Origin of the sequence: Nocardia spumae, assembly GCF_020733635.1 — a bacterium.
Taxonomy (GTDB): domain Bacteria; phylum Actinomycetota; class Actinomycetes; order Mycobacteriales; family Mycobacteriaceae; genus Nocardia; species Nocardia spumae.
On record NZ_JAJFZL010000001.1, the window covers coordinates 3759429 to 3785700 of the forward strand.

The window sequence follows — 26272 nt, forward strand, 5'->3', positions numbered from 1 at the left end:
TCCGTGTCCCCTACCCTCGGCTACCGTGACTCGATCGCGGTCATCGACCTCGGCGACGGCGAAAATCGTTTCTCCCCGGACTTTCTCGACGCGCTCGACGCGCACCTGGACACCGCGGTCGCCGACGCGGCGACCGCGGTCGTCACCACCGCCGCCGGCAGGTTCTACTCCAACGGACTGGATCTGGACTGGCTGGCCGCCAACGGCGAGCGCGCACCGTGGTACGTCGAGCGGGTGCACGCGCTGATGGCGCGGGTGCTGACCCTGCCGCTGCCCACGGTCGCGGCGCTGCCCGGCCACGCGTTCGGCGCCGGCGCCATGCTCGCTCTGGCCCACGACCAGCGCGTGATGCGCGCCGACCGGGGCTACTTCTGTTTCCCCGAGGTCGACATCCGGGTGCCGTTCACCCCGGCCCTGGCCGCACTCGTGCAGGCCAAACTGGCGCCGGGAGCGATCACCGCGGCAGTGCTGACGGGCCGCCGGTTCGGCGGCGCCGAGGCACAGCGGTGCGGCCTGGTCGATGCCACCGCGGCCGCCGGCGCGCACGTACACACCGCGATCGAGTTGCTGGCGCCGCTGGGGGCCAAGGACCAGGCCACCCTCGGCTCGATCAAATCGGTGTTCTACGCCTCGGCGCACACCGCGCTGACCGCCTGACGGCGACGCCCGCTACGCCCACGCCTCAGCGGCCCTTCCACACCGGGGCACGCTTCTGCGCGAAGGCCAGCACACCCTCCCCGGCATCCTCCGACGACAGCGCCGGACCGGACACCTCCAGCTGACGCGTGAACGCGATATCGGTGGCCCAGTCCGGCGACTCGTCGATGATGCGTTTGCTCGCCGCCAGGCTCAGCGGGGCATTGACCGCGATCCGCCGCGCCAGTTCCAGGGCGGCGGTGAGTGCGTTACCCGAGGTGGTCACCTCGTTCACCAGGCCCAGGGCGGCCGCACGGTCGGCACCGATGGCATCTCCGGTCAGTGCCAGCTCCATCGCCACCGCGCGCGGCAACCGCTGCGCCAGCCGCAGCACACCCCCGCCGACCGCGACCAGTCCGCGCTTGACCTCCGGGATGCCGAAGGTCGAATCCTGGGCCGCGACAACCAGATCCGCCGCGAGCGCCAGCTCACAGCCACCGGCCAGCGCGGGCCCCTCCACAGCCGCGATGAGCGGTTTGACCGGAGGTTTCGCGGTGATGCCCAGCGGGCCGCGCCGCTCGGTCATCGGGGTCTCCCCGCGGGCGGCGGCCTTGAGATCCATTCCGGCGCAGAAGTATCCGCCCGCGCCGGTGATGATCGCGACCTGTGCGTCCGGGTCGGCCTCGTAGGCGTCCAGGGCCCGCTCCAGCAGGAGCGCGGTGGCCAGATTCACCGCGTTGCGGACCTCGGGCCGGTTCAGCGTGATGATCGTGACCGGCCCACGCCGCTCCACCAGCACCGGCGCCGGCGGCGGTGCCGGCAGTGCCACCGGTTCGCGGCCCTCGACGCGAATCCGCGTGCCGGATACGGTCACCGGCAGTCCGAGTAGATCGTCGTCGACGAGCTCGCCGATGAGATCGTCCTGGGTGGTGCGGATCAGAATGCGCGCCCCGGCGGGCTCGATCAGGCTCAGCACCGCCGACTCCGGCTCGCCGTCGCGCCCGTAGGGCACGGTGTAGGCCTCGATCACCGCCGGCCCGTCGTGGCTGCCGCGCGCCGGGCGTGCGGCGGGGGTGTCGATGATCGGGCGCAGATGCCGGTAGGGCTTGGCGGGCGGCAGTGACGAATACACGGCCAGCGCATGTTTGGTGACATACCAGCCCAGCGAACTGGCCAGCCCGTAGGTGCCCGGCTCGGCGCGCAGCCGCGTCACCATGGTGGCCACGGCGTGGCCGCCGTAGTTGTTGCCGGGACCGCCGCCGAAGGTCAGCCCGCCGGTCACCGACAGCGGCCGGGCCGGATCGTCGATCGCCAGACCGAGTTCGCGGGCGGCGATCTGCACCGCCACCGGGAAACACGCGTAGAGGTCGACCTGCGACAGCGCCTCGACGCCGATGCCGGAGTGGTCGAGCACCGCCCGGCCCAGGGTCGCGATCGCCGGCGAAGCGGCCAGTTCGGCGCGCTCGGTGGTGAACCATTCGTCGTGACCGGAGGCGCCGGCGTGGATGAAGATCCATTTGTCCTGCGCGATTCCGGCTTCCTGCGCGGCCGCGGCACTGCACACCACGATGCCGCTGGCCATATCGACGGTGAGGTTGGCGCATTCGAGTTTGGTGTACGGGGTGGAGATCATCCGGTTGTCCGGGGTCGCTGCCGCGATCGTCTCGGCGTCGAATGCCTCCGGCTGCCAGGCGTATTCGTTGCCGGCCGCGACCGCCGACAGCCGCGACCACAGCTGGGCGACCGCCTCGGCGTGTTCGGCGCGGCCACGGCCGAGCCGGTGGCGATTCGCCGATTCCAGCAGTGCGTACATATTGATCGGGGCGATCAGTCCGGCCGCGGTCTCGGCTTCGTTGTTGGCGGCTTTGTCGATGCCGATCGACCGGTTCGGGGTGACGTCGGCGCCCTGCCGCGGCCACGACAGCTCGACGCCGGCGCGCTGGGCGGCGGCTTGGGTGGCACCGGCCTCGGCGCCGGTGACCAGGACCGTGTCGTAGTCGCCGGCGGCGATCGCGGCCGCCGCCTCGTTGATCACCAGCTGACCGCCGTCCCCGCCGAACGGGCTCGACTGCGCGGTCTCCACCCCGGCGATACTCAGACGCTCGGCGACCACCGCCGCCATATCGCGGTACTGCCACGAGGTGCACGCCACCGCGAACACCGCGTCCGCGCGGTTGAGCAGCGTCTCGCCCGCACCGGCATCGGCCGCGGCGCGCCGCAGTGCCGTCACCGCCAGTGCGGCCGGATCGCCGTAGCCGGGATCGGGGGTGCGCTGGGTGATCTGCCCGACGCCGACCAGTACCGGTGTGCGCGGATCGATCTCGGTGCCCGAGGCGGCGTGCAGGATCGGCTGCGCGGCCCGGCGCAGCGGCCCGGCCGCGGCGATCGCGTCCGGCAGCCGATCCAGCGACTGCTCCATCGCCTCGCCGAGGCTGCGCGCCACCGAGGCGCCCAGTGGCCCCTCCACCGGAGCACCGCCCAGTCCGGCATCGAAATACACCGTCGAGCGCTCCCCGGATCCGGCGACGGTGAGCCAATACGCCAGCCGCACCCCCTGCGGACCTTCACCGCGCAATTCGAATCCGGAGTCGCCGGCCGCGGCGACCGTCCAGCGCAATTCGGCCGGGATTCCCATCACGAGTGCCTGCTGGACGAAACTCAGTCCCTCGCGCGCCGCGCCCGGCGCTTGGCCGCGCCACCCGGCGTGCAGGCTGAACCAGTCGGCCAGCCGGTGCAGATCCGACAGGTAGGCCACCACCGTCTGCGGGGCCGCCGCGATCACGCGGCGCGCGTGCGCGGATTTGGGGTAATCGGACAACCCGGCCGGGGCGATATAGCCGTCGTCCACGGCCGCCGGCGTGGGGGCGCCGGACGGACCGGCGCCGTGTCCGCGCCGGGCGGCGACCAGTCCGGTGACCAGGTCCCGTGCGATGCGGGGATCTTTGCGCACCGCCGAGAACAGTGCGCTGCCCGCCTGTAATCCGCTGCGCGCGGCGCGGATTCGGTCCGATCCCGGAAATGGCGACACCGACAACCTCCTTGTTGCGTCTCGAGACAATTAATCATCAACTCTTTCGAGGCGTCAAAGAGTTGTGGCCCGCGTTACAGGCCGGAACTCGCTCGGTGCCGCGCCCGCGCCGGGCCGCCGTAACCCCGCGCGCGGCGGCCCTGACCGGGCTGTCGGTGGGCGCGATGGGCGCTGCGCATCCGCCGGCCGAGAAGATCGGCGCGTGGCCGTCGGTGGCCGCGGACCCTGCCGTGTCGAATTCGAGCTGTCAGAGCCGGACACCCAGCAGCGCGTCCACCGCCTGGCTCACCAGTCCGGGCGCCGAGGCGTCCGGGCCCCCGTACTCCAGCGCCTGCTGCACCCAGTTGTCCACGGCCGCAAGGGCCTTCGGGGTGTCGAGATCATCGGCCAGATGCTGCCGCAGGCGGGCGACGGTGTCCTCGGCCACCGGACCCGACTCCAGCGCCGCCGCCTGCCGCCAGCGCGTCAACCGCGCCTGCGCCTCGTCGAGCACCGCATCCGACCACTGCCGATCGGTGCGGTAGTGCCCGGCGAACAACCCCAGCCGGATCGCGGCCGGATCCACACCCGCCCGCCGCAGCTTCGACACGAACACCAGATTGCCGCGCGATTTGGACATCTTCTCCCCGTCCAAACCGATCAGCCCGGCATGCACGTAATGGCGGGCGAAGCGGCGATGGGAGACCAGCGCCTCGGCGTGCGCGGCCGAATACTCGTGATGGGGATAGATCAGGTCGCTGCCACCGCCCTGGATGTCGAACTCGGGCCCCAGCCGGTTCAACGCGATCGCCGCACATTCGATGTGCCAGCCCGGACGGCCCTGCCCGAACGGCGCCGCCCACATCGGCTCACCGGGTCGCGCCGCCCGCCACAGCAACGCGTCGATCGAGTCGCGTTTACCGGGACGGTCGGGGTCGCCGCCGCGCTCGGCGAAAAACCGCTCCATCGTGGCCCGGTCGTAGCCGGACTCGTAACCGAACTGCTCGGTGGCGTCGTGACGGAAGTAGATGTCACGGAACTCGGCATCGTCGACCACATACGCCGCACCCGAGGCCAGCAACTTGTCCACCAGCTCCACGACCTCGCCGACCGACTCGATCGCACCGATGTAGTCGCGCGGCGGTAGCACCCGCAGCTGCGACATATCCTCGCGGAACAACTCGATCTCCCCGGCGCCCAGGTCACGCCAGTCGACGCCGTCGCGTTCGGCCCGCTCGAACAGCGGATCGTCGACATCGGTCACGTTCTGCACATAGTGCACCTCGTGGCCGGCGTCGCGCAGGATCCGGTTGACCAGATCGAATGCCAGATAGGTCGCCGCGTGCCCCAGATGGGTGGCGTCGTAGGGTGTGATGCCGCAGACGTACATGGTGGCGGTCGCGCCCGGTGTCACCGGGCGCACCTGCCGGTCGGCGGTATCGAACAACCGCAACGGCGGTCCGGATCCGGGGACGGCGGGAACGGAGATTTCGGACCAGGACTGCATGATTCGAGGGTAAGGGTGCGGGCCGCCGTCGTGCCCGCCGCCCCCGTCCAGCGGGCCTTCCTTTACGAACCGGCCACCATATCCGACCTCGGCGGAGGCCGAATACCGCGATGAAGTCAACCGTTGCGCGCGCCGCACGCCGAAGTCGGCCGCGGCCGGCACCGGCGCCGGATCAGAACGCCGGCCACGGAATCGGACGGGAGCTGATCGGTTGCGGAAGCACCGGATCGTTGAGCAGATCCCGCGCGCGAACACCCAGCGCCTCGATCTCGGCGTCGGTGATGTGCTCGGCCAGCTCCGCGGCGACCGGCCCTGGCAACCGCTCGGCGAAATCGGCGATATCATCCAGCAGATCCTCGCCCACCGGCTCCCCGGCCCATCCCCACAGCACGGTGCGCAACTTCGGTTCGCTGTGCAGGCAGATACCGTGATCGACCCCGTACACGCCGCCGTCGACCCCTTCCAGCGCGTGGCCGCCCTTGCGATCGGCGTTGTTGAGCAGCACATCCAGCACCGCCATCCGGCGCAACCGGGGATCATCGGCATGCACCAGTGACACCCGCGCTCCCGTGCCGTCGACCGCCCGCAGCACCTCACGGAAGCCGTCGGGCACCGCACCCGCGGGCACCAGATCCACCAGATCCAGCCGATCCGGCACCACCGCGGCCGCGTCGACGGTATCGATCCACCGCTGCACCATGCCCGGACCCAGCGGGCCGTCGCGCAGAATCGTCTCCGGAATCACCGACCAGCCCAGCGCGGCCGACACCAGATACGAGGCCACCTCCCGCCCGGCCAGAGTGCCGTCCGGAAAATCCCACAGTGGCCGCTCACCGCGTACCGGCTTGTACACCACCCGCATCGGCTCACCGGCGCCGGCGGACTCGATCTCACAGACCAGGGTGAGATTGCTGGCGGTGGTGACCCGGCCGATGATCGACAACTCGCCCGTGCACAGGCCGTCGCGGGCCGCACCCTCGTCCGCGGCCGCCGCGCGTGTGGTCACCGCTACTCAGTCCTCCAGATCGGTCGCGCCGAAGATGTCGCCGCGCTTGTAACCGTTGGTGCGCACACACATGTGGCCGTTGGGTGACAGCGGTTCCCCGCACAGCGGGCACGGCGGCCGACCCGCCGCGATCACCTTCGCCGAGCGCAACGCGAATTCGCGAGCCTGCTCCGGGGTCAGGAACACCCGTACCGCGTCCGGACCTTCCTCGGTGTCGTCGAGCACCACCGACTCGTCGACTTCGGTCTCGGTGATGGCCAGCAACTCCACCACCACCGCGCCGGCATCGGCGTCCCACCCCAACCCCATTGTGCCGACCCGGAATTCGGTATCGATCGGCATTTGCAGCGGGGCGATGTCGGAGACGTCCTCGGCCTGCGGCGGCACACTCGCGCCGAAGCGACGGGCCACCTCGTCCAACAACAGCCCCATCCGATCAGCGAGCACCTTGACCTGCTGCTTCTCCAGCAGCACACTCACCACACGAGGTTCCTGCACGGCCTGCAGATAGAAGGCTCGATCTCCTGGCTCACCGACGGTTCCCGCGACGAAACGGTCGGGGGTGCGAAACACATGGATCGCTCGGGCCATCTGCACCTCCTGAAACCGACTGCATCACTGATTACGCTCGCTCCCCGAATCGGGGGGATCCGCAATATTCCCATTATCCGCCTCGGGCGCGGCATCCACCTCACCGCCGGGGACGGGCCCGGCCCGCTGCTCGGACTGCTGGTGCACCGCGGCCAGCGCGGACAGGTCGGTTCCGGTGTCGTTGACCCGCCACACGTAGGGGCCGGCGGGGGTGTAGCGGACCACGCTGATCGACGCCGGTTCGACCACGATGCGCTGGAATCCGTCGAGATGGATACCGAAGGCATCGGCGAGCAACGACTTGATCACGTCCCCGTGGGTACACGCCACCCACAGCACGTCTCGACCGTGGCGCCGGGCCAGATCGGCGTCGATGGCACGCACCGCCGCCACCGCCCGGTACTGCACCTGCGCCAAACCCTCACCACCGGGGAACACCGCGCCCGAGGCGTGCTGTTGCACGACCTTCCACAGCGGCTCGCTCACCAACTCCGACAGCGGCCGCCCGGTCCATTCACCGTAATCGACCTCGAGCAGGCGTTCGTCGGGTTCGGCGTCGATACCGAGCTTGTCGGCCAGCGGCGACACCGTGCGCGTGCACCGCAGCAGCGGCGAGTGCACGATGTGCTCGATCGGCAACGGCGCCAGGCGTTCTGCCACCGTCAGCGCCTGTTCGGCACCGCGTTCGGTGAGCTCCACTCCGGGGCTGCGACCGGCCAGCGTGCGCGCGGTGTTGGAGGTCGACACCCCGTGCCGCAGCAGGATCACCGTCATGGGACCAGACTAGGCGATCACGCCCGATCGGCTCGCGCAGTCACATTCCCACCACCTCGAGAACCCCGGTAGAACACCGAACATGCCTGTACAACAAGGTATTTCGCCCTCGGAGGAATCGGGACCGCGGCCCGGGCCCGAGGATGCGCGTACCTCGTGGCACTGTGGCGCTGCTCGCATCCTCCGGCGGTTCGCGAGCGGTATCCGTATCCGGGACCGGTTGTGGCCCTAGGCTCGGGCACTGTGACAAGAGCTGGGGTGGTGCGGTGATGGAACAGCGGGCGGTGGGGCGCAGTGGCCTGCGGGTGTCGCGGATGGGCCTGGCCACGCACACCTGGGGCCGGGAAACCGACGCCGAGGACGCGGCGGCGCAACTGGTGGCGTTCGTCGAGGCCGGGGGCACGCTCGTCGACACCTCCCCGGTCTACCAGGGCGGCGCTGCCCAGCGCATGCTCGGCGAACTCGTCGGTGAACTCATCCCGCGCGACGATCTGGTGATCAGCGGCTGCGCCGGGCTCGTCCCCACCCCCGGCGTCACCGATCCCGACGGGGGTCCGGCCGCCGGCCTGCACTGGGGTGTGGACGCCTCCCGGCGCACCCTGATGCGCCAGCTCGACCGCACCCTGGCCGAACTCGGCACCGACCACCTCGATATCTGGTGCGTGGCCGCCTGGGACCGCCACACTCCCCTCGACGAGATCGCGGCGACCCTCGACCACGCCGTGCGCTCGGGCAAGGTGCGCTACGCGGGCGCGCGCGGCCTGACCGCCTGGCAGCTGGCCACCCTCGCCGCGGCCGCCCCCATCGTGGCCACCCACGCCTCGTACTCACTGCTCGCGCGCGGCGCCGAATACGACCTGGTGCCCGCGGCCACCCATCACGGAGTCGGCTTGATCGCCTCCTCCCCACTGGCCGGGGGAATCCTGACCGGCAAGTACCGTGACGGTGTGCCCGCGGATTCGCGCGGAGCCGACGAGGCCACCGCCGCCGAGATCCGCGAGCGCCTCGACGAACACGCCACCCGTGTCGTGGACGCGGTGGTCACCGCCGCCGACGGCTTGGGCACCTCACCGCTCGCGGTGGCCGCGGCCTGGATCCGCGACCGCCCCGGTGTCGCCTCGATGATCGTCGGCGCCCGCGATATCGGACAGCTCACCGGAGTGCTGGCCGCGGAGACCCTCGAACTTCCGCGCGCCATCGCCGCCGCGCTCGACGACGTCAGCGGCATCTGAGACCCGCCCGTGCCGACGCCGCCGTACAGGCCGGTGGCAGCCCGTTCCCGCGACCACTTAGGCTTGCCTACATGAGGTGTCTCGACCGTGTCCGTTCGGCTCGCACCATCTCCGCGGCGGGACATACCGCGGTGACCACGCGCCCGGCCACCCGATCGCTGATCGCGCTGCTGGGCGCCGTCCTGGTGATCGCCGTGGGCGCCGGCTGCGGCGACAGCGGTGGCGGCACCGGCGATCAGCGGGGTCCGTCGACCGCCACCCTCGCCGACCTCGACCCTGCCCCGATCGGCCCGCCACCCACACCGGCGCTCCCGGTGACCGTGCACTCCTACGACGGCGCCGAGGTCACCGTCACCTCCGCGGACCGCATCGTCGCGGTGGACCGTTACGGCACCCTCGCCCAAACCGTGTGGGCCCTGGGCTTGGGCCCGAAACTGGTCGGGCGGTCGACCTCGGCGGCGTTCCCGGCGGTACGCGAGGTGCCCAATGTCGCCGGCGGCAACGGCAGTATCAATGTCGAGGCGGTCGCGGCGGCGCGGCCCACCGTCTTTCTCACCGACCCCACCAGCGCCACCCCCACCATGCGCGACCAGCTGCGCGCGCTGGGCATCACGGTCGTCTACTTCGATCCGCAGCGCACCATCGACGGTGTGGGTCCGCAGATCCAGGCCGTCGCCGACGCGCTCGGCGTGCACGAGCAGGGCGTGAAACTGGCCGAACGCAGCCGCGGTGAGATCGCCGCCGCCACCGCGGCGGTACCCGAGCACGCACCACCGCTGAAGATCGGGTTCGTCTACCTGCGCAGCACCGCGATCACCATGCTCGCGGGGCCCGGCTCCGGCGCCGACTCGCTGGTCACCGCCCTCGGCGGCGTCGACGCCGGTACCGCCGCCGGATTGAGCGAACCGTTCACCACGATCACCAGCGAGGCCATGATCGGCGCCGCACCCGATGTGCTGCTGGTGATGTCGGACGGGCTGAAATCGGTCGGCGGCGTCGCCGGGCTGGAAAAGGTGCCCGGCGTCGCGCAGACCCCCGCCGGGCGCAACCACCGTGTCGTCGACATGTCCGACGCGGTCCTGCTCAGCTTCGGCCCCGAAACCGGCCACGTCCTCGAGGCACTGTCGAAGGCCGTCTACGGCACTCGGCCCGCATGAGCGTGAGCGATTCCGCCTCGGCCGGCGGCGAGCCGGTGGCCGCACACCGCAGTGCCGATGCGGCGCGACAGCGAAGCGCCCGCGCCGATCACGACGCCGGCCCGCCCGGGGTGACCGGCGACCACGGTCCGGCCGCGCCGGCGACCGGGCCCCGGCCACGGACCGCCGTGGCCGCCGCGACGTCCCCGCCCGCCGGATCCGCCCGACGCGGCCGGTCGCGGGTGACGATCGTGTTCGTGGTGGCGATCGCCCTGCTGATCGCGCTCGCGTTGATCTCGGCCGCGGTCGGCCAGGTGCCGACCACACCATGGGAAGTCGCCGGCAGTGTGCTGCACCGCATCGGGCTCGACTGGGGTCCGATGCCGCATCATCCCGCCGGTGAGGTGACGCTGTGGCAGGTGCGGTTCCCGCGGGTCGTGCTGGCGATTCTCGTCGGCGCCGCCCTGGCCACCGCCGGTGCGCTCCTGCAGGGCGTATTCGCCAACCCGCTGGCCGAGCCCGGTGTCATCGGTGTCTCGGCGGGAGCCGCGGTCGGCGCCGGTGTGGTGATCGTGGTCGGCGGCGCGTTCGTCGCCGCTTGGTCGGTGGCCGCGGGCGCGTTCGTCGCGGGCCTGGGCACCACTCTCGCGGTGTACCTGCTGTCGCGCTCGCGGGGGCGGACCGAAACCGTGACGCTGGTCCTGACCGGTGTCGCGGTCAACGCCTTCGCCGGCGGGCTGATGTCGTTTCTGCTGTTCACCGCCTCCCCGGCGGCGCGCGATCAGATCGTGTTCTGGCAGATGGGCAGCCTCAACGGCGCCACCTGGCAGGCCGTGACGGTCGTCGCTCCACTCACCGCGGTCGGAGTCGTGGCCGCGGTACTGATGGCACCGCGGCTGGACCTGCTGGCCCTGGGCGAGGCGGCGGCCCGCCATCTCGGCGTCGATGTGGAACGGCTGCGCCGCAACGTGATCGTGGTCGTCGCCATCCTCGCCACCGCGGGGGTGGCGTTCACCGGAATCATCCTGTTCGTCGGCCTGATCGTGCCCCATGTGGTGCGCATGCTGGTCGGTCCGGCCCACCGCGTGCTGATCCCGCTGTCGGCGATCCTCGGCGCGGTGGTGCTGCTGGCCGCCGATATCGGCGCCCGCACGCTGGTGCACAACGCCGATCTCCCGTTGGGCATGCTGACCTCCCTGGTCGGCGGGCCGTTCTTCTTCTGGCTGCTGCGCCGCACCCGCGCTCGCTCGGGAGGCTGGGCATGAGCGAGCGACCGGCCGGCCCCGCGGAGGTGTCCGAGACCGTCCGGGTGCCGGCCCGCGGCGATACCGTCCCAGCCCCGTCCCCGCCGGCTCGGTCCGGCCCGGGGACCTGGGTGCGCGCGGTGGTGCGGGCACTGCGCCCCGCCCACGGGATTCCACAACCCGCGACGCCCGGCGCGGTCACCCTGGCCGCACACGGTGTGGGCGTCATCCGGGAGGGTCGCCCGGTCCTGGACGGTGTCGATCTCGAGGTCGTGGCCGGGCAGGTTCTCGCGCTGGTCGGCCCCAACGGCGCGGGCAAGTCGACACTACTGGCCGCGCTGTCGGGGGAACTCGAACCCAGCAGCGGCACGGTCGAACTCGACGGGCAGCCACTGGCGCACTGGACACCGACCGATATGGCCCGGCGGCGCGCGGTCCTGCCCCAGAACCACACCGTCGGATTCCCGTTCACCGTGCGCGAGGTCGTCGCGATGGGCCGCTCCCCGTGGGCTCGCACGGCCCGCCAGGACGCCGACGAACGCATCATGGCCGACGCCATGGCCGCCACCGATGTCGAATTCCTCGCCGCCCGCCCCTTCCCGGCGTTGTCCGGTGGCGAGCGAGCCCGCGTGGCACTGGCGCGGGTACTGGCCCAGGACACCGAGACCGTCCTGCTCGACGAGCCGACCGCGGCCCTGGATCTGGGCCATCAGGAACAGGTGCTGGGGCTGGCCGCGGCCCGTGCCCGCGCCGGCGCGGCGGTGGTCGTGGTGCTGCACGACCTCGGCCTCGCGGCCGCCTACGCCGACCGGGTAGCGGTTCTGGCCGAGGGGCGTCTCACCGCTGTCGGGGGCCCGCGCGACATCCTCACCACCGACCTGCTGACCAGTGTGTATCGCCACCCCATCGAGGTCGTCGACCACCCCGTCACCGGCGCGCAGCTGATCCTGCCGGTGCGCCGCTGAGGCACCGATCGGGCATCGGCGGGACCGCGAGCTCGTAAAACCGTGCCGGTCAGTAGATTTCGTCCGGGTCAGCCCGTCGGTCCCGAAACTCGGTGCGCCCGCGCACTGTCGGCTTCCAGCGGTTGAGGGCCGCGCGCCGCCGGGCCCCGGTTGACCGCACTCACGGCCTCACCGCCACACCAGTTTGAGTACCGCCGGAGTGAGGAGCATGCGAATGACCGTGGCGTCGAGGATCAGTGCGGCGATCATGCCGTAGGCGATGTATTTCATCAGCACCAGATCGGAGAAGCCGAATGCCCCGGTCACCACGATCAGAATCGCGGCCGCGGAGGTGATCACACCACCGGTGTGGGCGATACCGTAGCGGATCGCCTCGGCCGGCGGCGCCCCGCCCGCCCGGGCCTCGGCCATCCGAGACTGCAGGAAGACCTCGTAGTCGGTGGACAGTCCGAACAGCACGGTCACGATCAGCACCAGCACCGCGAACATCAGCGGCCCGGGAGTGAAGCCGAGCAGTCCGGCCCCGTGCCCCTCCACGAACAGCCAGGTCAAAATGCCCAGTGCCGCACCCAGACTCAGCGCACTCATCAGGACGGCCTTCAGCGCCAGCACCAGGGAACGGAACGCGATGTACATCAGCACCAGCGCGGCGGTCGCCAGGATCGTGGCCAGCAGCGGCAGTCCGGCGATGAGTCCGTGGATGGCGTCGCGTTCCAGCGCCGGCACACCGGCCACCATCACCTCCACCCCGGGTGGGTGCGCGATCGCGCGCAGTGCGGCGATGGCGTCGTCGGCGCCGGATTTGCGCACCAGGCCGGTCGAGAGCACATTGATGCCGTCGGTGGTCGGTGCCGATGCCTCGAACGGGCCGGTCAGCCCGGGGGTGAAGTTGGCCTGGAATCTGATGTCGGACAACTGTTGCGGATCGGCGCCCACCACCACCAATTTCAGTGGCTCGGTACGGAATTCGGGGAACAGCGCGTCGAATCGCTCCTGCGCCACCCGGGCCGGATTGTCGGCGGCCAGATATCGCTCGGACAGTCCGCCGAATTCGATGTTGCGGAACGGGATCAGCAGGAACAGCAGACCCGCCACCACCGGAATGATCACCCTGGCGGGATGGCGCATCGCGAAAAGCGCCAGCTTGGAGAAGAATCCGTTGTCGATCTGCTCGGCGTTGCGGACTCCGGCGAATCGGTGCCAGCCCCACAGATCGATGCGCCGGCCCACGATACTCAACGCGGCGGGCAACGCTGTCACCGACAACACAGCCGCCAGCAGCACCGAGCTGATACCGCCGTAGGGCACCGATCGCAGGACCCCGTTGGGATAGATGAACAGCGCGGCCAGACTGACCGCGATGATCGCCGCGGAGAACAGCACCGTACGCCCGGCGGTGGCGACGGTGCGCGCGGTGGCCTCCTCCACGCTGCGCCCGGCCGCCAGTTCTTCCCGGAATCGTGTCACGGCGAACAGCCCGTAGTCGATGGCCAGCCCGAGGCTGACCAATGTGACCACCGCACTGGCGAAGACGTTGACATCGATGTGATCGGTGAGCAGCTGCATGATGCCCTGGCTGCCGAGAATGGTCATCCCGCCGATCAACACCGGCAGCAGCGCCCCGACCACCCCGCCGAAGACGAAGTACAGCAGGATCGCCACCACCGGCAGTGCGATCAGCTCCGCGCGGTGGATATCGTCCTGCATGCCGATATTGATGCCTTCCACCACCGGCTGCAGCCCGGCCAGTTGCACGGTCGTGCCACCCGGTCCGGCGCCGGGGCCACTGGCACCCAGGTCGGCCCGGATGGCCAGATAGTTGTCCACCGTGGCGGTGTCGGAGCCACACAGGCCGATACTGGCGAAGGCGTGGGTGCGCGAGGCGTCGGCGAATTGGCCCATCATCGAGCCGTCGAAATAGCTGTCGATCTTCTTGATGCGGTCCGGGTAGCGGTCGCGCAGCCCCGACAGTGCCGCGGTGATCGCGTCGCGGATCGGTGGATCGTCGACGGTGTGCCCGTCGGGCGCGGTGTAGAGCACGATGACATCGGCGTCGGTATCGCGGCCGAAGGTCTGATCGGCGAGTTTGGAGGCCACCACCGATTCGCTGTGTTCGTCGAACCAGCCGCCCTGGGTCAGCCGCGATCCCAGATCGCGGCCGAAGAATCCGGAGATCGCGACGATCAGGACGAAGATCGCGAAGACGAGATATCGATGCCGATGAACGAACCTGCCCCAGCGCAGCAGAAGATCTTCGAGCATGCGCGAATCAGCCGCAGGCCGGGGTGCGGTAGTCGGCCGAACGCAAAATTCCGCACAGGTCGTTGCGCGAGATCTTCCACTTACCGTCGTTGTCGACGAAATGCACGATGGTGGTGCGCACGTTCTCCCCGGAGCCGTCCTTGTCGAGCCGCATGGTGGCGGTCAGGGTGCCGTCGTGATTGTCGAAGACCGGGTCGACGACTCCGTAGACAGCGCGCGGATTGTCGTGCAGCGCTTTGTACATGTCGGGGATGGCATCGGTGAACGCCGCGCCGTCCTCGATGAGGTCGGTGCGCTGACTGTCGGGCAGTGACGGGTCCAGCGCGCGTTTGATCTGCGCGTCCAGCTCGGGGGCCGTGGGGATCGGCGGCCGGTTGGCGCTGCTGGACGCGGCCACCTGTGCCGACGAGGTGAGCGCGGCATAGGCCGAGGAGCGGGCCGCGTCCACCGAGGCCTCGTCGGGGCCGGTGTCACAGGCGGCGATCGTCAGCGCGAGCATCGTGATTCCGAATGCGCCGTAGACCGTGCGTCGCAATGCCATTACGTCCTCGAAGGTGTCGAAAGTAACCGGTGGTTCCTACAGTCTGGCACGGGAGGTCAGCGACCCTCGATGACCGCGCTCAACCGGTTCAGCAGGGCACGCACGGTGGTGGTGGCGCCGCGCTGCTCGGACACCGGTACCGCGGTGGGAACCAGGTCGCGGACCAGCGCGCGCACACTGCGCGCGTCGTCGAGGTCGATATCGGTGACGGCGGCTTCGACCATGGCCACCACATCCTCGGGTCCGGGCACATCGGTTTCGGCATCGCTGCGGTAGATCTCGAGGGTCAAGGTGGCGCGAACCGTCCGGAAGGCGAACGGTTGTCCCTCGGCCGTCGTACCGAAACCGTGCGCGAACGGACCTACGGTTAGATCTTCAAGTGTGAATTCAGACGTGTGGTCTGTTTCCAACCGAGGCTCCCCTGGTTCGTTGTCGGGTAGGTGTTCACGGTAACGGGTGAGGCGCATGCCACGCCGGAACCACCCCGGTGAGCGGGCCGAGTGTCCGATCATGGTCAGATGAAGCAGTACGCATAAGTATCGCCACGAAGGAGTTCGGAGCATGCGCGGGAACCGGTCGGCAGTGTCTGCCGCACTCGCCGTCGCCAGTGCCGTGGCGCTCCTCGCCGGATGTTCGTCCCACAGCGACGACACCTCCGCCCCCTCGGCCGGCGCGCCCGGAACCGCGGCCGTGGCACCGGCACCCGCCGCCGCACCCGTGCGGGGGACCGTCACCCCTTTCGGCCCGATCGGGGCGCTGGTGACCGTGCCCGGCGGTGGACGGCTGGCCGCGCTCGATCCGACCGGGCTCAGCCTGCGCATCGTCGATCCCGCCGATCCCGGTGCCGTGCACGCGATCACCCTGCCGGCCAAGGCGACCGGCATCGCGCCCGGCGCCGCCGGTGAAGTGCTGGTGGCCGCGGGCCGGGAGGTGCTGCGTGTCGATATCGCCACCGCGGGTGTGCGCGCGATAGCCGTCGACGGTGAGGCACGGACGGTGACCCGGCGCGCCGACGGCGCTGTGGCGGTGGGGCTCGACGGCGGCCGCGTGCAACTCCTCGATCCCGACGGCCACCCGAACCGCACCGTCTCCGGCCTGGGTGCCGTCGACGCCATCGCCACGACCTCCACCGCGATCGCGACCCTGGATCTGGATCAGACCAGCCTCACCGAACTCGATCTCGACCGCAATCGTCCCGGCCTGGCGCTGCGAGCCGGACTCGGCGCCACCCACGTGATCAGCGACCATTTCGGACGCCTGCTGGCCACCGACACCTCCGGCGGCGCACTGCTGGTCTACACCGCCGATCCGCTGCTGCTGCGCCAGCGCTTCCCGGTCGGTGCCGCGCCGTACGCGCTGGCCTACGATGAACGGTCCGACACTGTGTGGCTGACCCTCACCGGAAGCAACGAGGTGGTCGGTTTCGATCTGTCGACCGGTATACCGGAAGAAGTGGGTCGCTTCGCGACGGTGCGACAGCCCAATTCGCTGACGATCGACAGCCGCACCGGCGACATGTTCGTCGGGTCGGCAACCGGAGACGGTCTGCAACGCATCGGTGCGGACCAGAGGAAGAGAGGTCAGTGATGGCTCGAACGCCTCGATACGAGTCCGCGGCCGGTGCCGCACACCGCGCCCAGCGCAGAAGGTCACTCCCCTCGGAATGGGAGGAGACCAGCGACGAAGGAGAATACGAGTACGTGCCGCTACGACTACCCCCGGACGTGAATCGGGTCACCGCGTCGATGCGCCTGGCCATCCAGGCCGAATTCGGCGGCTGGGAGCTGTCGCGGGTGCGGGCCTACACCGACGGCAGCCGGCGAGTGTTGTTGCGGCGGCGCAAAACCAGCTTCCCCGTGACCGAAACGGGGATGTGAGGGATGTATTCCTTATTCCTGCGGTTGCTGTTCCTGGTGCCGCCCGAGCGTATCCACCACCTCGTGTTCACCGTCATCCGGCTCACGACCGCTTTCCCGCCGACCCGATGGCTGGCCCGCACACTCACCGCGGCCACCGATCCGATCCTGTCCACCACGGTCTTCGGCGTGCATTTCCCGGCGCCGCTGGGCCTGGCCGCCGGCTTCGACAAGGACGCCGGCGGTGTGAACGCCTGGGGCGCACTGGGTTTCGGCTTCGCCGAGATCGGCACCGTCACCGCGCAGGCCCAGCCGGGCAATCCGGCGCCGCGGCTGTTCCGGCTACCCGCCGACCACGCGCTGATCAACCGGATGGGCTTCAACAATCACGGCGCCGCCGCCGCGGCGCAGCGACTGGCCGCCCGCCGGGCCGGGGGTGTGCCGATCGGCGCCAACATCGGCAAGACCAAGATCGTCGAGGCCGAACACGCCGCCGAGGACTACGCCGTCAGCGCCCGCCTGCTGGGACCGCTGGCCGACTTCGTCGTCGTCAACGTCAGCTCCCCCAATACTCCCGGACTGCGGGATCTGCAGGCCGTGCAATCGCTGCGCCCGCTGCTGCGGGCCGTGCTCGACAGTGTCGCCGCCGGCGCGGAGCCCAAACCGGTGCTGGTCAAGATCGCACCCGATCTGTCCGACGACGATATCGACGCGGTCGCCGATCTGGCCGTCGAACTCGGCCTGGCCGGAATAGTGGCCACCAACACCACCATTCGACGCGACGGCCTGGCCACCCCCGAGGCCGAGGTCGCCGCCATGGGTGCGGGCGGGTTGTCGGGCCCACCGGTCGCCGATCGCTCCCTCGAGGTGCTGCGGCGGCTGTACGCCCGAGTCGGAGACCGGCTGACGTTGATCTCGGTCGGCGGTATCGAGAACGCCGACCAGGCCTTCGAACGCATCCTCGCCGGGGCATCGCTACTGCAGGGATACACCGGATTCATCTACGGCGGCCCGTTCTGGACACGACGACTGCACCGTGGCCTGGCGGCCCGCCTGCGCGCGGGCGGATACACCTGCCTCGCCGATGCCGTCGGCGCAGCCCACACCACCCGCACCTGACCCGCACCGGCCCGGTCACCGCCGCGGCCGGACGTCCGATTCCCGCGCTCGAGGCCGGTCTTCCTACCGGCCGGAAGCACTCCCCGAATGTCCGATTTCACGTTTAGGATGGGTGATCCACATCACGCCCACGGGCGTGATGGTCGTGCACTGACCGGGAACAAGGGATATGACCACAGCAGAGATCGCTTTCACCCACCAGAACGGCACCACGATCACCACCGTGCCCGAGGCCTTCCAGCAGACCGCGTCGCTACGCCCGGATCAGGTCGCGCTACGGACCGTCGGGGGCACTGCGCAGATCACCTGGAGCGAATACGCGCAGCGGGTGCGCGCTATCGCGGCGGGCCTGGCGAAACTCGGAGTCGGACACGGTGACACGGTCGGCATCATGCTCACCAACCGGCCCGAGTTCAATCTGGTCGACACCGCGATCCTGCATCTGGGCGCCACCCCGTTCTCGGTGTACAACACCAGCTCTCCCGGACAGATCGCGCACGTCTTCGGAAACGCCGAGAACGCCGTGGTCGTGACCGAACAGGCCTTCCTGGCCCCGATCAGCGCATCGGGAGTGCGACTCGCGCACGTGATCGTCGTCGACGGCGCCGCCCCCGAGGGCGGGCTGACCCTCGATCAGGTCGAGAACGATCCGGCCGAGGATTTCGATTTCGACGCCGCCTGGCAGGCGGTGCGGCCCGATGATCTGGCCACCCTCATCTACACCTCCGGCACCACCGGGCCGTCGAAGGGGGTGGAGATCACCCACACCAATATCGTCGCCCAGATCGTGGCACTCACCAACGGCGCACTGGTCGCCGACATCGACGCGCGGGCGGTGTCGTACCTGCCCGCCGCGCACGTCGCCGACCGGATCTCCGGGCACTGCCTCAATCTGTTCACCGGCGTCACCCTCACCTGTGTGCCGGATCCGCGCGAAATCGCGGCCGCACTGCCCGATGCCCGGCCGACGATCTTCTTCGGTGTGCCGCGGGTGTGGCAGAAGATCAAGGCCGGTGTCGATGCCGCGATCGCCACCGAGGCCGGCCCGGTGAAGAAGGCACTGGCGCAGTGGGCCGTCGGCGTCGGCGTCGCTACCGCCCGCGCCCGCCTGGCCGGTGGCACCGGCGGACCGCTGCTGGTGGCCCAGCACAAAATCGCCGATGCGCTGGTGCTGCCGAAACTGCGCGCCACCCTCGGCATGGACGAGCTGACCGTCGCCTCCTCGGGTGCGGCCGCGATCCCGCCCGAGACCTTGGAATTCCTGCTGGGCCTGGGCTTCACGGTCAGCGAGGTGTGGGGCATGTCGGAGACCACCGGCGTGGGCACCTTCACCGAACTCGACAAACCGCGCCCGGGTTCGGTCGGCCGCGCGGCCGACGGGGTGGAGATCCGTCTCGACGCCGACGGCGAACTGCTGATCCGAGGCGGCATCGTCACCCACGGCTACCGCAAGATGCCCGAGAAGACCAGTGAGGCCATCGATGACGACGGCTGGCTGCACACCGGCGATATCGCCACCATCGACGGTGACGGCTATGTCACCATCGTCGACCGCAAGAAGGAACTGATCATCACCGAGGCGGGAAAGAACATCTCCCCCACCAATATCGAGAATTCGGCGAAGGCCGCCTCCTCACTGGTCGGCCAGATCGTGGCCATCGGCGAAGCACGCCCCTACATCGCCGCACTGGTGGTACTCGACCCCGACACCGCCGCGGTGCGCGCCAAGGCGCTCGACATTCCCGACGCCGATCTCGAGACGCTGGCCGCACATCCGCAGATCGTCGACGAGATCCGGGCCGCCATCGGCGCCGGCAACGCCAAACTCGCCCGCGTCGAGCAGATCAAACGCTTCCGCATCCTCGCGCGGGCCTGGGAGCCCGGCGGCATCGAGCTCACCCCCACGCTGAAGCTCAAGCGTTCCCCCATCGCCGCCGAATACGCCGCCGATATCGCCGACCTCTACACCGACCCGGCGCCCCGGGGCGTGCACAACATGTGACCGGCCGATCCGGGCGGGTACACCACCGTTTCCCTGCCGGGCGGGCGGTCTCCGATGGCATCGGAGACCACCCGCCCGGTATGCCGGGTTACTTCTGTTCGTAGGTGCCGACCAGCGTGGCCCGCGCGATGGCGTGCGAGAACAGGTTGAAACCCAGGAACGCGGGCGTCGCGTCCGCCCCTACACCCAGCGATTCGACATCCACGGCATGGACGACCACGTAGTAGCGGTGGTAACCGTGTCCCGGCGGCGGGCCCGCACCGACGAATCCGGCGAATCCGCCGTCGTTGCGCAACTGGACCGCGCCGGTGGGCAGCGCGCCACCCTCACTGCCCTCACCGGCACTGCCGGCACCGGATTCCAGCGAAGTCACCGACGCCGGGATATCGGCGACGGCCCAGTGCCAGAAACCCGAGCCGGTCGGTGCGTCGGGGTCGTAGACGGTGACCGCGAAACTCTTGGTCTCGGCGGGGAATCCGCTCCAGGACAACTGCGGGGAGATATCCTTGCCGCCCGCGCCGAACACGCCGCTGACCTGTTCGTTACCCAGCGGCTGTCCGTCGGTGACGTCGGTGGAGGTGAGGGTGAACTCGGGCAGCCGCGGCAACGCCGCATACGGATTGTAGGAATAGTCGGGCACGAGAACCGTCCTTTCGGCTTGTCGAGCGAATCGTCAGCTGTGCAACAGGAAATGCTCCATCACACGAGCGCCGAACTCGAGCGCCGGCACCGGCACCCGTTCGTCGACACCGTGGAACAGAGCCGAGAAATCCAGCTCCGGCGGCAATCGCAGCGGCGCGAAACCGAAACAGCGAATACCCAAGCGCGCGAACGCCTTCGCATCGGTACCACCGGAAAGCATGTACGGCACGGTGCGGCCGTCGGGATCGTGGGCGAGGATCGCGTCGTTCATCGCATCGACCAGATGACCGTCGAATGTGGTTTCGTAGGAATCGAGTTTGGTGATCCACTCCCGCTCCACATCGGGACCGATGAGCTCGTCCACCTCACGTTCGAAGGCGGCCTGACGGCCCGGTACCACGCGGCAGTCCACAGTGGCCTCGGCGGTCTGCGGGATCACATTGGCCTTGTATCCGGCGCGCAGCATCGTCGGATTCGCGGTATCGCGCAGGGTGGCGCCGATGATGCGCGAGATGGTGCCCAGTTTGGCGAGCTGGCCCTCGATATCCGGACTGTCGGGATCGAATTCGATCCCGGTCTCCTCACTCACCGCGGCCAGGAATTCGGCCACCGAATCCGACAGCACCAGGGGGAAGGTGTGCTTACCGAGCCGGGCCACCGCCTCGGCGAGAATGGTCACCGCGTTGTCGTCGTGCAGGAACGAGCCGTGCCCGGCACGGGCCTTGGCGCGCAACCGCATCCAGCCCAGGCCCTTCTCCGCGGTCTCCACCAGATACAGCCGCCGCTCGGTACCGTCGCGGCGCGGCACCGTCAGCGAGAAGCCACCGACCTCACCGACCGCCTCGGTCACCCCGTCGAACAGATCCGGCCGGTTGTCGGCCAGCCACTGCGACCCCCATTTGCCGCCGTTCTCCTCGTCGGCGAGGAAGGCGAACACCAGATCGCGTGGCGGCACCGTGCCCTCGATCTTGAACTGGCGCGCCACCGCCAGCATCATCCCGACCATATCCTTCATATCGATCGCGCCACGGCCCCACACGTAGCCGTCGCGGACCGCACCGGAGAACGGATGCACACTCCAGTCGGCGGCCTCGGCGGGGACCACGTCCAGATGTCCGTGGATCATCAACGCGCCGCGGCTGGGATCGGCACCGGGCAGCCGGGCGAAGACATTGCCGCGCCCGGGCGCACCCGACTCGACGTACTCGGTGGTGTACCCGGCCTGCTGCAGCTGATCGGCCACCCACTGCGCGCATTCGCGTTCACCCTTGGTGGTTTCCAGCACTCCGGTGTTGGAGGTGTCGAAGCGGATCAACGTGCTGACCAATTCCACCACTTCGGATTCCGCGCGGGAGCGCGACGGGCGGGATTCACCGGTAGCTGTCACGCCCCTTTCCTACCACGCGCCACGAACCGGTGAATCCCGCCCGACCCCCTCGGGCGCGCGAAACCACGCGCTGACCGGGCCTGGGCACACCTCGCGCCGGCAGCCGTGCTGCCCGGCCACGCCCGCCGGGCCCGGATCGCGTTGCGATCTCGCTGATCGAATCCCGGCCGGGACGAGCAGGTTCTTCGCATATCGGGCGCGCGGATATCGGTGCCGGCACATATCATTCCGGCATGCGCCGTCGTAGGTGGCTGATAGCCGCGGTGTGCTCGGTGGTCATGATCACCTGCGGCTGCGTCGGCGCCGTGGAACGCGACACCTTCGAACAGCAGATCCGTGCCCGCGGCGGCGGACTGGTCGGCGCCCTGCCCGCCGCCGCGTTCCAGGCCCTGCGAAACCGGCTGGGCACCAGCGATATTCAGGCCGATGTGCTGCTGCTGGCCGCGCCGGACTCGACACGGTTCCGGCTCGTACTGGCCGATCAGCCGGCTTCGGTGACTCGATTCCTCGCCGACCGCGACGGCTCGGGCGCGCGCGAACCGGCCGTACACCTACGCATCCGATCTCCGCAGCGCCCCCACGAACTCGACGACTACACCTACCTGCTCGGCGCATTGAGCCCACCGCGACCGGTACGCGTGTCGGCCTTCGACGACCTCGACGGCGAATGCTTCACCCTCGGCGAGGTACCCGGCCTCACCCGGCTCGAATCAATCGTCGACACCGCCCGCGCCCGCAGCGCCCTTCCCGACGGCACCGTCCCGGTGATCGTGGTGGCCAGATTCGGCCACGACATCCGGATCGTCGCCGACGTCTTCTCCCCGCGCTCGGACATGATCGCCGAATTCGACTCCGCCGGTGAGTTTCTCCGGATCCGGCAGGTGTGACCGATGGCCAGACCACTCACCTCCGCGCTCGCCACCGGTGTCGGCGCCGGAACACTCGTCAGCTTCGTATCGCCGCTGGCGATCTGGCCCGGCGAGGCCCGCCTCACCGCGCCGCTGTTCTGTTCGCCCGCCCATCCGGACCCGATGGTGGTGTCGGACACCTTCCACGATTCCGACGGAACGTCGGTGAACTACACGCTTTACTGCGTGAGCGCACGCGGCGCGCTCACCGACGAAGGATTCGTCCTGCCGTTCCTGGTGATGTTCGCGGCGCATATCGTCGTGATCACCACCGTGGTGTACCTCTCGTTACTGTGGGCGCGCCGCCGGTCCGCCCCCGCGGAGGCCGAGACCGACGTCGTGGAGTACTGACACCGGCCGTGTACGGCAGGCCCGCCGACGTCTCACCGGGGCGTGGCGACAGCGCTGGTCAGGCCGGACGTCTGTCCGGTGGGCGCCTTGCGGTCCTCTCGCCATCCGGGCGGCCCGAAGATATAGCCCAGCCGCCCGCGCCAGGTGCGAGCGTCGCGCACATCGCGCAGCATGGCCGCGAACTCGTGGTAGTTCACCTTCACGGGATTGCGGGTGTCGATGTTGTGGGTCAAGCCGTAGCGAATCGGCTCGGATTCGGCGGCGAAACTGCCGAACAGCCGATCCCAGACGATCAGCACACCGCCGTAGTTGGTGTCGATATAGGGCTGATTGGCACCGTGGTGCACCCGGTGGTGAGCGGGGGTGTTGAACACGAATTCCACCGGGCCCCACAGCGTCCCGACCCGCTGCGTGTGAATCGGGAACTGGTACAGCAGGCCCAGGCTGATGAGCAGGAAGATCATCCACGCCGGCAGGCCCAGCAGCGCCGCCGGAACCCATGCCAGCCCGCGCACGGTCGAGGCGATCGGGTTCAACCACGGCAACCGGATCGCTGTCGTCAGATTGAAGTAGGTGCTCGAATGATGCACCGAATGCGCCGTCCACAACAACCGCACCCGGTGATCGGCGCGATGCGCCCAGTAATAGCAGAAATCGGTGACCACCAGGCCGAGGACCCACACCCACCAGTCCCCCGGTGACAACTGCCACGGTGTCACCGCGGCCGCGACGACGACCGCGGAGAACGGCAGCGCGTACTGCAGCAGCGGTTTGGTGACCTGCCCCAAGACGTAGGTGGCCCAGTTGGTGGCCACCTCACGGTCGTAGCGACCGGTGGGCACGCGGTCGGGGTCGCGGCGCGCGGCCCACCACTCCACGAGCATCAACACCACGAAAGCGGGCACCGCATACATCGCCAGGTGCGCGTTGTTCATCCGAACTCCCTGTCCCGATCCGATCCGGCCCGCGCCACGATTACCTCCGGCCGGCCGGCCCATGTCGACGGTAACGGCGGCGACCGGCGCGAACATCAGGCCGGCGAGGGACGAGTGGTCCCCCGCGCGAGGGACTCGCACGCCCCGCGACGCCGGTATCGTCGCCCAGGTGTTGGTGCGGCGGACAGTGAGCTCGACGCTGCGGCGGGGCACCTCCCTCGGCGACACGGCCACACCACATGCCGGGGAGCTGGTCGCGGTCCGGCGATCGCTGGTCCGCCAGTCGGTCGCGGTCGCGGTGGTCGCGGCGGCCGTGGACGCGGTCGTGTTCGCACTGTCGGGCATCTTCACCGTCGCCCCCGCATCGGCGAGCCTGGCGCTGGCCGCCATGATCGCCGTCGACCTCGCCTTCGCCGCACCGCCCAGTACCGCCGCGATCGTCGCCGTCGCCCAGGTCGCACTGCGCCTGATCGTGTCCTGGCTGCTGCACCGGCACGGGCTGACATTCCGGATCGCCGACGTCGGATTCCTCGTCGCCGGCTATCGCGCGGGTGCGTGGATGTCCGGGCGCGCATCTCTGGTCACGGTGCCGATCCTGATGTCCGGCGCGGTCGGCGCACCGCTGATCTCGCGCGGCTCGGTGACCGGCGATTGGCGGCTGCTGCTCACCGCCGCGATCTCCGGCGGCCTGGTGCCCTGGCTGGTGGGCCGCTACACCGCCGGTCGCGGCGCCTATATCGCCGAACTGGAGCAGCGGGAGCGGCTGGCCCGCCAGCAGCAGCATGCCGCGCTCGAACGCGCCCTGACCGACGAACGCGCGGCCATCGCCCGTGACCTGCACGACGTCATCACCCACCATGTCAGCGCCATCGGAATACACGCCGGAGCGGCCCGCATGGCACTGGACGGCACGACCACCGGCGAGCATCCGGCCGCACGCTCGCTGTCCGCGGTGGAGTCGGAGAGCCGCGCGGCCATGGTGGATCTGCGCCGCCAGCTCGACCTGCTGCACGGCCGCGACGATCGCGGAGATCGTCAGCCCGGAATGGCCGATATCGACGATCTCGTGGACCGGGTCCGCGCCGCCGGGCTCGAGGTATCGGTCGTGACCACCGAGACCGCACTGCCGCGTTCGCTCGACATCACGGTGTTCCGGATCGTGCAGGAACTGCTCACCAACGCACTGCGCCACGGCACCGGCACCGCCGAGCTGACCGTCGGCGCCGATACCGGCGGCGTCGTCGTCACCCAGTCCAATCCGGTTGCCTTACAAGATATCCCGGACGTCGGATCGAATCCCGGCACCAGTGCGGCCGGACACGTGGACGACGCACCACAGCGCCCGCCCGCCGCTGTGCCGCGAGGACTCGACGGCATCCGGCGGCGCGCGGAATTGTTCGGCGGAACCGTGTCATGGGGCCGCACCGCCGCCGAGCGCTGGGAGGTCACGGTGCGCCTGCCGGGGACATCGTCGTGACCGGCCCGCTGCGGATCCTGATCGCCGATGATCACGCGGTGTTCCGGTCCGGCCTGCGCGCCGTCCTCGACGCCACCCCAGACCTGGACTGTGTCGGTGAGGTCGGTGACGGTCGCAGCGCGATCGGCGAAACCGCCCGGCTGCGCCCCGACGTCGCGATCCTCGACGTCCGGATGCCCAAACTCGACGGCCTGGCCGCCACCGAGGCCATCGTCGCCGCCGGTGGCACCCGGGTACTGGTGCTGACCACCTACGACAGCGAGGAGAGCCTGGCCCGGGCCCTGCAGGCCGGTGCCAGCGGATTCCTGTTGAAGACGTTGCCTCCGGAAGAGTTGATCGCCGCGATCCGGGTGGCGGTGCGTGGTGACGCGGTGATCGATCCGTCGATGACGCGCCGGCTCGCCCCGAAGTTCGCCGGCACCCTGGCCCCCGCGCCGCCCCCGGTCCACTCCCTCACCGCCCGCGAACAGCAGGTGCTGGCCTTGCTCGCCGACGCCCGCAGCAACAGCGAAATCGCGGCTGCCCTCGGTGTCGGGGAGGAGACGGTCAAGACCCATGTCTCCCGGATTCTGGCGAAACTGCAGGTCCGCGACCGGATCCAGGCCGTCGTCCACGCATATCGCAGCGGGTTGGTCCGCCCGGATCAGGGCCGGTAGCGCCGCGGCGACGCCTCCACCGGTGATCGAGGCCCCGG

At 69.8% G+C, this 26272-nt stretch carries 24 protein-coding genes; 13 read left to right on the top strand and 11 right to left on the bottom strand.

Annotated elements, in window-relative coordinates:
- Positions 1 to 3 precede the first annotated feature (3 nt).
- Entirely contained in the window at positions 4 to 657 is a 654-nt protein-coding gene (locus tag LKD76_RS16790; protein WP_227982267.1) for an enoyl-CoA hydratase-related protein, read from the top strand.
- Positions 658 to 682: 25 nt separating this feature from the next.
- On the opposite strand, the gene LKD76_RS16795 is transcribed toward LKD76_RS16790, so the two are convergent.
- The 5 genes from LKD76_RS16795 to LKD76_RS16815 form a co-directional block, all read right to left on the bottom strand.
- Positions 683 to 3664, bottom strand: a complete 2982-nt coding sequence (locus LKD76_RS16795; RefSeq protein ID WP_227982268.1) for a type II toxin-antitoxin system Rv0910 family toxin — start codon at positions 3662 to 3664, stop codon at positions 683 to 685.
- A 247-nt stretch (positions 3665 to 3911) separates the two neighbouring features.
- Complete coding sequence (gene mshC / locus LKD76_RS16800) at positions 3912 to 5150, bottom strand: cysteine--1-D-myo-inosityl 2-amino-2-deoxy-alpha-D-glucopyranoside ligase (RefSeq protein WP_227982269.1); 1239 nt, start codon at positions 5148 to 5150, stop codon at positions 3912 to 3914.
- A 172-nt stretch (positions 5151 to 5322) separates the two neighbouring features.
- Positions 5323 to 6156, bottom strand: coding sequence for an SCO1664 family protein (locus LKD76_RS16805; RefSeq protein ID WP_227982270.1), 834 nt, complete (start codon positions 6154 to 6156; stop codon positions 5323 to 5325).
- 6 nt (positions 6157 to 6162) lie between these two features.
- Positions 6163 to 6747 carry a DUF3090 domain-containing protein gene (locus LKD76_RS16810; RefSeq protein WP_227982271.1) on the bottom strand — a complete coding sequence of 195 codons (585 nt, stop codon included), beginning with the start codon at positions 6745 to 6747 and terminating at the stop codon, positions 6163 to 6165.
- Between the two features lie 24 nt (positions 6748 to 6771).
- Positions 6772 to 7521 carry a histidine phosphatase family protein gene (locus LKD76_RS16815; protein WP_227982272.1) on the bottom strand — a complete coding sequence of 250 codons (750 nt, stop codon included), beginning with the start codon at positions 7519 to 7521 and terminating at the stop codon, positions 6772 to 6774.
- Positions 7522 to 7790: 269 nt separating this feature from the next.
- Here LKD76_RS16815 and LKD76_RS16820 point away from each other — a divergent pair, with 269 nt between their 5' ends.
- From LKD76_RS16820 to LKD76_RS16835, 4 genes are all read left to right on the top strand, one after another.
- Positions 7791 to 8753 (top strand): aldo/keto reductase, encoded by a 963-nt coding sequence (locus tag LKD76_RS16820; RefSeq protein ID WP_227982274.1) that lies wholly within the window; start codon positions 7791 to 7793, stop codon positions 8751 to 8753.
- 71 nt (positions 8754 to 8824) lie between these two features.
- Positions 8825 to 9910, top strand: a complete 1086-nt coding sequence (locus tag LKD76_RS16825; protein ID WP_227982276.1) for a heme/hemin ABC transporter substrate-binding protein — start codon at positions 8825 to 8827, stop codon at positions 9908 to 9910.
- Between the two features lie 167 nt (positions 9911 to 10077).
- On the top strand, positions 10078 to 11154 hold the full coding sequence (locus LKD76_RS16830) for a FecCD family ABC transporter permease (protein WP_372465992.1): 1077 nt from the start codon (positions 10078 to 10080) through the stop codon (positions 11152 to 11154).
- Positions 11151 to 12098: a heme ABC transporter ATP-binding protein gene (locus LKD76_RS16835; RefSeq protein WP_227982278.1), complete on the top strand. Its 948-nt coding sequence runs from the start codon at positions 11151 to 11153 to the stop codon at positions 12096 to 12098. The genes LKD76_RS16830 and LKD76_RS16835 overlap by 4 nt, the downstream gene beginning before the upstream one ends.
- Before the next feature lie 168 nt (positions 12099 to 12266).
- On the opposite strand, the gene LKD76_RS16840 is transcribed toward LKD76_RS16835, so the two are convergent.
- Genes LKD76_RS16840 through LKD76_RS16850 form a run of 3 tightly spaced genes read right to left on the bottom strand, consistent with a single transcriptional unit; the run spans position 12267 to position 15191 of the window.
- Positions 12267 to 14360, bottom strand: coding sequence for an MMPL family transporter (locus LKD76_RS16840; RefSeq protein WP_227982279.1), 2094 nt, complete (start codon positions 14358 to 14360; stop codon positions 12267 to 12269).
- A gap of 7 nt (positions 14361 to 14367) precedes the next feature.
- Positions 14368 to 14901, bottom strand: coding sequence for a WKL family lipoprotein (locus LKD76_RS16845; protein ID WP_227982280.1), 534 nt, complete (start codon positions 14899 to 14901; stop codon positions 14368 to 14370).
- Between the two features lie 56 nt (positions 14902 to 14957).
- Entirely contained in the window at positions 14958 to 15191 is a 234-nt protein-coding gene (locus LKD76_RS16850; protein WP_227982281.1) for a hypothetical protein, read from the bottom strand.
- Between the two features lie 271 nt (positions 15192 to 15462).
- On the opposite strand from LKD76_RS16850, the gene LKD76_RS16855 reads away from it, so the two are divergent.
- From LKD76_RS16855 to LKD76_RS16870, 4 genes are all read left to right on the top strand, one after another.
- Positions 15463 to 16488, top strand: coding sequence for an NHL repeat-containing protein (locus LKD76_RS16855; RefSeq protein WP_227982282.1), 1026 nt, complete (start codon positions 15463 to 15465; stop codon positions 16486 to 16488).
- On the top strand, positions 16488 to 16778 hold the full coding sequence (locus LKD76_RS16860; protein ID WP_227982283.1) for a DUF5703 family protein: 291 nt from the start codon (positions 16488 to 16490) through the stop codon (positions 16776 to 16778). Before LKD76_RS16855 ends, LKD76_RS16860 begins: the two co-directional genes overlap by 1 nt.
- Positions 16779 to 16781: 3 nt before the next feature.
- Positions 16782 to 17876, top strand: a complete 1095-nt coding sequence (locus LKD76_RS16865; protein WP_227982284.1) for a quinone-dependent dihydroorotate dehydrogenase — start codon at positions 16782 to 16784, stop codon at positions 17874 to 17876.
- 169 nt (positions 17877 to 18045) lie between these two features.
- Positions 18046 to 19878: an AMP-dependent synthetase/ligase gene (locus tag LKD76_RS16870; RefSeq protein WP_227982285.1), complete on the top strand. Its 1833-nt coding sequence runs from the start codon at positions 18046 to 18048 to the stop codon at positions 19876 to 19878.
- 88 nt (positions 19879 to 19966) lie between these two features.
- Here LKD76_RS16870 and LKD76_RS16875 read toward each other — a convergent pair whose 3' ends face one another.
- Positions 19967 to 20518, bottom strand: a complete 552-nt coding sequence (locus tag LKD76_RS16875; protein WP_227982286.1) for a YbhB/YbcL family Raf kinase inhibitor-like protein — start codon at positions 20516 to 20518, stop codon at positions 19967 to 19969.
- A 33-nt stretch (positions 20519 to 20551) separates the two neighbouring features.
- Complete coding sequence (locus LKD76_RS16880; protein WP_227982287.1) at positions 20552 to 21907, bottom strand: M20/M25/M40 family metallo-hydrolase; 1356 nt, start codon at positions 21905 to 21907, stop codon at positions 20552 to 20554.
- 233 nt (positions 21908 to 22140) lie between these two features.
- On the opposite strand from LKD76_RS16880, the gene LKD76_RS16885 reads away from it, so the two are divergent.
- Together LKD76_RS16885 and LKD76_RS16890 are read left to right on the top strand one after the other, a co-directional pair.
- Positions 22141 to 22794 carry a hypothetical protein gene (locus LKD76_RS16885; RefSeq protein ID WP_227982288.1) on the top strand — a complete coding sequence of 218 codons (654 nt, stop codon included), beginning with the start codon at positions 22141 to 22143 and terminating at the stop codon, positions 22792 to 22794.
- 3 nt (positions 22795 to 22797) lie between these two features.
- A complete protein-coding gene (locus tag LKD76_RS16890; protein ID WP_227982289.1) occupies positions 22798 to 23166 on the top strand; it encodes a hypothetical protein in 369 nt (122 codons plus the stop codon).
- A 32-nt stretch (positions 23167 to 23198) separates the two neighbouring features.
- Here LKD76_RS16890 and LKD76_RS16895 read toward each other — a convergent pair whose 3' ends face one another.
- Entirely contained in the window at positions 23199 to 24101 is a 903-nt protein-coding gene (locus tag LKD76_RS16895) for a sterol desaturase family protein (protein WP_227982290.1), read from the bottom strand.
- Positions 24102 to 24270: 169 nt separating this feature from the next.
- On the opposite strand from LKD76_RS16895, the gene LKD76_RS16900 reads away from it, so the two are divergent.
- Positions 24271 to 25578: a sensor histidine kinase gene (locus LKD76_RS16900; protein ID WP_227982291.1), complete on the top strand. Its 1308-nt coding sequence runs from the start codon at positions 24271 to 24273 to the stop codon at positions 25576 to 25578.
- Positions 25575 to 26234, top strand: coding sequence for a response regulator (locus LKD76_RS16905; protein ID WP_227982292.1), 660 nt, complete (start codon positions 25575 to 25577; stop codon positions 26232 to 26234). The genes LKD76_RS16900 and LKD76_RS16905 overlap by 4 nt, the downstream gene beginning before the upstream one ends.
- Positions 26235 to 26272: the final 38 nt, after the last annotated feature.

Coding starts and splice junctions, on each gene's coding strand:
- mshC (WP_227982269.1), bottom strand. CDS start 5,150: ATGCAGTCCTGGTCCGAAATCTCCGTTCCCGCCGTCCCCGGATCCGGA.
- LKD76_RS16810 (WP_227982271.1), bottom strand. CDS start 6,747: ATGGCCCGAGCGATCCATGTGTTTCGCACCCCCGACCGTTTCGTCGCG.
- LKD76_RS16815 (WP_227982272.1), bottom strand. CDS start 7,521: ATGACGGTGATCCTGCTGCGGCACGGGGTGTCGACCTCCAACACCGCG.
- LKD76_RS16820 (WP_227982274.1), top strand. CDS start 7,791: ATGGAACAGCGGGCGGTGGGGCGCAGTGGCCTGCGGGTGTCGCGGATG.
- LKD76_RS16825 (WP_227982276.1), top strand. CDS start 8,825: ATGAGGTGTCTCGACCGTGTCCGTTCGGCTCGCACCATCTCCGCGGCG.
- LKD76_RS16835 (WP_227982278.1), top strand. CDS start 11,151: ATGAGCGAGCGACCGGCCGGCCCCGCGGAGGTGTCCGAGACCGTCCGG.
- LKD76_RS16840 (WP_227982279.1), bottom strand. CDS start 14,360: ATGCTCGAAGATCTTCTGCTGCGCTGGGGCAGGTTCGTTCATCGGCAT.
- LKD76_RS16845 (WP_227982280.1), bottom strand. CDS start 14,901: ATGGCATTGCGACGCACGGTCTACGGCGCATTCGGAATCACGATGCTC.
- LKD76_RS16855 (WP_227982282.1), top strand. CDS start 15,463: ATGCGCGGGAACCGGTCGGCAGTGTCTGCCGCACTCGCCGTCGCCAGT.
- LKD76_RS16860 (WP_227982283.1), top strand. CDS start 16,488: ATGGCTCGAACGCCTCGATACGAGTCCGCGGCCGGTGCCGCACACCGC.
- LKD76_RS16865 (WP_227982284.1), top strand. CDS start 16,782: ATGTATTCCTTATTCCTGCGGTTGCTGTTCCTGGTGCCGCCCGAGCGT.
- LKD76_RS16870 (WP_227982285.1), top strand. CDS start 18,046: ATGACCACAGCAGAGATCGCTTTCACCCACCAGAACGGCACCACGATC.
- LKD76_RS16885 (WP_227982288.1), top strand. CDS start 22,141: ATGCGCCGTCGTAGGTGGCTGATAGCCGCGGTGTGCTCGGTGGTCATG.
- LKD76_RS16890 (WP_227982289.1), top strand. CDS start 22,798: ATGGCCAGACCACTCACCTCCGCGCTCGCCACCGGTGTCGGCGCCGGA.
- LKD76_RS16895 (WP_227982290.1), bottom strand. CDS start 24,101: ATGAACAACGCGCACCTGGCGATGTATGCGGTGCCCGCTTTCGTGGTG.